The organism is Anaerovibrio sp. (assembly GCF_051866355.1).
Lineage (GTDB): Bacteria > Bacillota > Negativicutes > Selenomonadales > Selenomonadaceae > Anaerovibrio.
In genome coordinates this window covers 1-6,619 of record NZ_JBJDWZ010000003.1, presented here as the reverse complement: position 1 = coordinate 6,619, position 6,619 = coordinate 1, and the positions used below count along the sequence as shown (strand labels likewise).

At 52.8% G+C, this 6,619-nt stretch carries 4 protein-coding genes and 1 pseudogene; all 5 read right to left on the bottom strand.

The window, feature by feature from the left end:
- Positions 1-267: 267 nt before the first annotated feature.
- Complete coding sequence (locus ACI3UA_RS00060) at positions 268-1,581, bottom strand: sensor histidine kinase (protein ID WP_439722786.1); 1,314 nt, start codon at positions 1,579-1,581, stop codon at positions 268-270.
- Positions 1,553-2,227, bottom strand: a complete 675-nt coding sequence (locus ACI3UA_RS00055; protein WP_439722785.1) for a response regulator transcription factor — start codon at positions 2,225-2,227, stop codon at positions 1,553-1,555. Before ACI3UA_RS00055 ends, ACI3UA_RS00060 begins: the two co-directional genes overlap by 29 nt.
- A gap of 162 nt (positions 2,228-2,389) precedes the next feature.
- Positions 2,390-3,889, bottom strand: coding sequence for an IMP dehydrogenase (locus ACI3UA_RS00050; RefSeq protein WP_439722784.1), 1,500 nt, complete (start codon positions 3,887-3,889; stop codon positions 2,390-2,392).
- A gap of 185 nt (positions 3,890-4,074) precedes the next feature.
- Positions 4,075-5,910, bottom strand: a complete 1,836-nt coding sequence (gene glmS / locus ACI3UA_RS00045) for a glutamine--fructose-6-phosphate transaminase (isomerizing) (RefSeq protein ID WP_439722783.1) — start codon at positions 5,908-5,910, stop codon at positions 4,075-4,077.
- Positions 5,911-6,434: 524 nt separating this feature from the next.
- Positions 6,435-6,619, bottom strand: a pseudogene (groEL, locus tag ACI3UA_RS00040) (chaperonin GroEL); the annotation flags it as partial.

The following is a 6,619-nucleotide window of genomic DNA, read 5'->3' as shown; positions in this document are numbered from 1 at the left end:
TTTGTATGGCAATACCCACGAAAACCCTAGTCGTGCCTCGCGTTACTAACATCCATCTATCACTTCGTTCTGATGAATGAAGTAACGAGGCGCGACAAAGGTTTTCTTAGAGTACATGCCATACAACTTGCTTACAGTCTTCTGCACAACACCATAAAACCAACTAACAATAATCTGGCAATAATGTTTGTCTTTTTGACTTTCTACATCTATTATAAAACAAAAAGACAAAAAGTCAATCGCTTTTTGTCTTTTTGACTAATTATTTTACAACTTTTTCGGCAGGGCCAGCTCCACGGTAAACGTCGTACCCTTGCCCAGCTCGCTTTCCACGTAGATATAGCCGTGATGCACATCCACAATATCCTTGGCAATAGCCAGCCCCAGGCCATTGCCGCCCATCTGCCGGGAACGGGCCTTATCAACGCGGTAGAACCTGCCAAATATCTTTTCCCGGTCCCCCTTGGCCAGCCCGATGCCGTTATCCGCCACGCTGAACCGCAGGCGCTTGCTTTTCGGCGACTCGGCCGTTACCGTGACCGTGCCGTAATCCTGCGTGTATTTGACGGCGTTGTCCACCAGAATCATAACCAGCTGATTTATCTTCTGCTCATCCCCCACCCACAGGATGGATTCAGTGATATTGCCTATCAGGGTGATATTTTTCTTGTCAGCCATAGGCTGCATATTTCTCAGCACCTGCCGCATGGAGGCGGACAGGTCAAACTCCTGCATGTTCAGCTTTTCCACGTTGTTGTCACTGCGGGCAATAATGAGCAGATCACCTACCAGCTTGCTCATTTTTTTGACCTCGTCCTTGACATCATCTATAACCTGCCGCAAAAACGGCGACTGCACAGCCGGATCGTTGCCCAGCAGGTCCGCTGAGGCCATAACCACGCTCAACGGCGTGCGCAGCTCGTGGGAGGCGTCCGCCGTAAACTGCTTCTGCCTTTCATAGGCCGCCTGCATCGGCGCCATGACACAGCCGGCTATATAGTAGCCCGCTATAGCCGCCAGCACCAGTGCCACAAAGGAAACCAGCCCCAGAAAATAGGAAAACTTCGTCAGTCCCTTGTACAGGGCGTTTATATCCTTGCCCATATATACAACGCCCACATTATGACCATCAATCTTCACATAGGAGGCCGTCATCATGATAACCTTGTCCGGGTCGTCGTCATGCTCAAAAACTGCCACATCCGTAAACGGCACCTGTCCGCGCCGAATCAGGTCCATTACCTCATCCTCCAGCCGCAGGGGTGCCCTGGAAAAATGGCGCAGCTCGCCGTTATTGTCATAAGCATAGAAAAACATCCGCTCACGATACCCCAGGTCATCAGGGAAAATATTCGACTGCAGCATCATGGACTCCCCTGCCGCCACATCCTGAACCACGCTGGACAGCTCCCGGGCCTGCTCCGAGCTTACCGCCCAGAGCATGCCGCGGTAGCTCAGGACTATAATCAGCGCAAAAATCAGGAACATCAGGGTCGTGTACGCTATCGTCAGCCGCCAGCGGCTCCTGTAAAAGATATTCGTCAGCTTGTGCTTATTTAATTTCCAGTTTATAGCCAACACCCCGAATCGTGCTTATCATCATCTGCCCGTCAGCCGACTCCAGCTTCTTTCTGAGCAGCTTTACGTAGGAATCGATATTGTTGGAGCTGACTTCCGACTCCAGCCCCCATATCCTGTCCAGTATAATGTCACGCGGCACAACTATGCCCATATTCTGCACCAGCAAATCAAAAATCTGGAATTCCCGCGGCGAGAGCTGGATGACCTGCTCCCCCTTCTTCAGCACCTTGGATGTGCGATCCAGGGTAAAATCCCCAAGCTCCATCATATCCTGCTGAATCTTCTGGCTGCTGCGCCGTCCCAGGGCGCGGAGCCGCGCCATCAGCTCTGCAAATTCAAAGGGCTTTACCAGATAATCGTCCGCCCCGGCGTCCAGCCCCGTAACCCTGTCCTCCACGGAGTCCCTGGCCGTCAGCAGCAATATCGCCCTCTGATAACCCTCACTGCGCAGCTTTTTGCATGCGTCCACACCGGATACCTTCGGCATCATCCAGTCCAGCACAAGCACGTCATAATCCTCATACATGGCGTAATCATACACCATGTCACCAGTAGTCACCCACTCGGTAGAAATGCCATTCTGCTCCAGCATGTACTTTATCAGCTTGCCCAGCTTCATATCATCCTCTGCCAGCAAAATATGCATAATATCAACCTCCACATAAGTACTTAGTCCCAGTCTACTATAATTCAGTGAAAATTGCATGTAAATACAAAAGACGGTGCAGACACAAAACATCGTGCCATGCACCGCCGCATATAACAAATCGGATAAACCAGGCAGCCCGGAGGCTGCTATACAACATTATCAGCGGTTGATGCTGTCACGCAGGATTACATCATGGGAACCGCCTTCTACGATACTGGTAGAGGATACCAGGGTAAGGCGCGCCTTTTCCTGCAGCTCCGGAATGCTCAGAGCGCCGCAGTTGCACATGGTGGAGCGTATCTTGCTCAGGGTAATGCCCACATTGTCCTTCAGGCTGCCGGCATAAGGCACATAGGAGTCAACGCCCTCCTCAAAGGACAGCTTCTTGGCGCCGCCCAGGTCGTAGCGCTGCCAGTTGCGGGCACGGTTGGAACCCTCGCCCCAATACTCCTTGTAATAGGTGCCGTTAATCTTCACAACATCCGTAGGGCTCTCATCGAAGCGGGAGAAATAGCGTCCCAGCATCATGAAATCAGCACCCATGGCCAGAGCCAGGGTCATGTGGTAATCATGCACAATACCGCCATCAGAGCAAACCGGAATGTATACGCCGGTAGCCTCATAGTATTCATCACGGGCTGCGCATACATCAATCAGGGCAGTTGCCTGACCGCGGCCGATACCCTTGGTTTCACGGGTGATGCAGATGGAACCGCCGCCGATACCCACCTTGATGAAGTCAGCGCCCGCCTTGGCCAGGAACATAAAGCCCTCCCGGTCAACGACGTTGCCGGCGCCCACCTTGACATCCTCGCCAAAATTCTCATGGATGTATTTCAGCGTTATGCGCTGCCACTCGGAGAATCCCTCGGAGGAATCGATGCACAGCACATCCGCGCCTGCCTTCAAAAGAGCCGGTACACGCTCTGCATAGTCGCGGGTATTGATGCCGGCGCCTACGATATAGCGCTTCTTCTCATCAATCAGCTCCAGCTCGTTCTCCTTGTTATCGGTATAATCCTTGCGGAATACCATGTAGCGAAGGCGCTGGTTGTCATCAATCAGCGGCAGCATGTTCAGCTTGTTGTCCCAGATGATGTCGTTTGCCTCGGACAAAGTAGTATCTGCACTGGCATAAACCAGCTTCTCAAAAGGCGTCATGAATTCCTTGGCAGGAGTATCAGGGCTCATGCGGGTCACGCGGTAGTCACGGCTGGTAACGATGCCCAGCAGCTTGCCGGTGGGAGTGCCGTCCTCTGTTACTGCCATAGTGGAATGGCCGGTCTTTTCCTTCAGTGCCAGAATCTCTGCAATAGTAGTCTCAGGGGTGATATTGGAATCGCTGTCAACAAAGCCGGACTTGAAGTTCTTTACCCGTGCTACCATAGCAGCCTCTTCCTCAATCGTCTGGGAACCATAGATGAAGGAAACGCCTCCCTCACGCGCCAGTGCCACTGCCATGCGGTCATTGGATACGGACTGCATGATGGCAGAGGTCATCGGAATGTTCATGGAAATCTTCGGCTCCTCACCCTTCTTGAACTTTACCAATGGTGTCTTCAAGGAAACATTCGCCGGAATGCACTTTTCAGAAGAATAACCAGGTACCAGCAGGTACTCACCAAAGGTATGAGATGGTTCACTGAAATAGAATGCCAACTTAATCCCTACTTTCTGTAAAAATATTGAACTAATGCCCGACAAAGCATCAGGCCTCTTCACCGTTTTATATCCGCAGATATTGTTACTATACTAGTACAAACTTTGCCGCTTGTCAAATAAATTTCTGCCAAAAGAACAGCCCCCGGCGAAGCGGTCAGCTTCACGGGGGGCTGGTTAATACATCACTCTACAGTAACGGACTTGGCCAGGTTACGAGGCTTGTCCACATCACAGCCGCGGGTCAGGGCGGTGTAATATGCCAAAAGCTGCAGCGGCAGCACGGTCAGCAACGGAATGAGCAGCTCATCCGTCTCCGGCACGAAGATTACGTGGTCGGTGTACTTGTGCAGCTCGCCATCTCCCTTGGCAGCCACGCCGATAACCACCGCATCACGAGCCTTTACTTCCTTGATATTGCTCAGGGTCTTCTCGTAAACGCTCTTCTGGGTAGCCAGGGCAACCACAGGGATGCCACGGGTAATCAGGGCCAGGGTGCCATGCTTCAGCTCGCCTGCTGCATAGGCCTCCGCATGAATATAGGAAATCTCCTTCAGCTTCAGGGAGCCCTCCAGTGCCACATGGTAGTCAAGGGCCCGGCCCAGGAAGAACACGTCGTCATTGTAGCCATACTGCTGGGCAAAGGCCTTGATAGGGTCCACGTCCTCAAGGGTTTCGCTGATCTGGGCAGGGATATTGCGCAGCTTGCCCAGAAGCTCCTTCATGCGGCTTTCCTCCACAGTGCCGCGAAGGCCTGCCATATAAGCACCCAGCAGGAACATGACAATCAGCTGGGTGGTGTATGCCTTGGTAGAAGCTACCGCAATTTCAGGGCCTGCCCAGGTATAGACAACCTGATCCGCCTCGCGGGCAATGGATGAGCCAACCACGTTGGTAACGGCCATGGTCTTGGAGCCCAGGCGCTTTGCTTCCTTCAGGGCAGCCAGGGTATCAATAGTCTCACCGGACTGGCTAACTACGATGGTCAGGGTATTGTCGTCAATAATCGGCTTCCTGTAGCGGAACTCGGAGGCAATATCCACCTCAACCGGCACCCGCGCCAGATTTTCGATATAATACTTGCCTACCAGGCCTGCATGATAAGCAGTGCCGCAGGCGATAATAAACACCTTGGAGAAGGAGTTTACATATTCCTCCGTCCATTTCAGCTCATCCAGAATAACGGCACTGTCGTCCTTGGCAATACGGCCGGACAGGGTGTCGCGGACAGCCTTCGGCTGCTCATGGATTTCCTTCAGCATGAAATGCTCATAACCGCCCTTCTCGGCAGCCTCGGCATTCCAGTTCACCTCAAATACCTTCTTGGTAATCGGCTCGCCGCGGCGGTTGGTAATCCAGACGGAATCCTTCTTCACTACTGCAATCTCGCCGTCGTTAATAATATAGGTACGGCGGGTACGGGCAATGATGGCCGGAATGTCGGAAGCGATGAAGTTCTCGCCTTCACCCAGGCCGATAACCAGCGGATTGTCCTGCTTGGTGCAAATCAGGGTATCAGGGTCAGCCTTGGACATAAACACGATGGAATAGGAGCCTTCGATACGGCGCAGCACCTTGCGGACAGCCGCCTCGAAGTCACCCTCATAATAAGTTTCCAGAAGGTGCGGCAGCACCTCGGTATCCGTCTCTGACTTAAACTCATGTCCTGCCTCAATCAGCTCTTCCTTCAAGGCAAGGTAATTCTCAATAATGCCGTTATGCACCACGGCAAAATTGCCGGTGCAGTCAGTATGAGGATGGGAATTCAAATCGGAAGGGCCACCGTGGGTTGCCCAGCGGGTATGGCCGATACCCATGCACCCAACAGGCACATTGCCATCAATCTTCTTCTCCAGCTCTGCCAGACGTCCGACGCTCTTCTCCACGCGGATGGCGTCAGCATCACCGTTGTACACGGCAATACCGGCAGAATCATAACCTCGGTACTCCAGCTTGGTCAGGCCCTCAATCAAAAATCTCGCTGCCTGCTTGTCACCTACATAACCAACAATACCACACATACTAAAACCTCCAAATTCACCGTCATGACGACATACACCCATCCGGCACTGCCATCACACAGTCCGCTAGAAGTCCTGGCCTGCCCATGCCCACTGCTTTGTCCCGCCAGTCGCCTGACGGCTTTGACAGCTGCTGACGATGGGGCACCCCACCGGGAGGCATCCGCTGATATATCGACAACCTCCATCCTCGTCACCTTGCATCCCTGCACACGCAGCGGACACAAGACCATGCGCTAAACCCGTACATGAGCAACATGAGAAAACACCTCACATACAAGCCTTTTTCCGGCTGCCGCAGCCATCGCCCAGGACAAAGCGAAAGCCGCACATCACAGCCAACTTCCATTATTCTAGTCTATAACATGGTTTTAGTCAATAAAATTTTCTCAAGCCGCGGCACTATCCATTGACGCCAAAATCTGCATCAAAAAACGTCCTACCCGCCTGCGCGGATAGGACGCCTCTTTCGTTAATGCTGTTATGGCCTCAGACAGCAGGCTGTCATCAGCGCACGGTGCATGTTACATCATGCCCGGCATGCCGCCCATTGCCGGAGCTGCAGGAGCTGCACCCTCCGGAGCAGGCTTGTCAGCAACCAGGGTCTCAGTGGTGAGAACCATAGCTGCAATGCTGGCTGCATTCTGCAGTGCGGAACGGGTAACCTTGGCAGGGTCAACAATACCGGCCTCAATCATGTTTACATACT

Excerpts from the sequence above, each read along its gene's own strand:
- ACI3UA_RS00055 (WP_439722785.1), bottom strand. The coding sequence starts at position 2,227 with ATGCATATTTTGCTGGCAGAGGATGATATGAAGCTGGGCAAGCTGATA.
- glmS (WP_439722783.1), bottom strand. The coding sequence starts at position 5,910 with ATGTGTGGTATTGTTGGTTATGTAGGTGACAAGCAGGCAGCGAGATTT.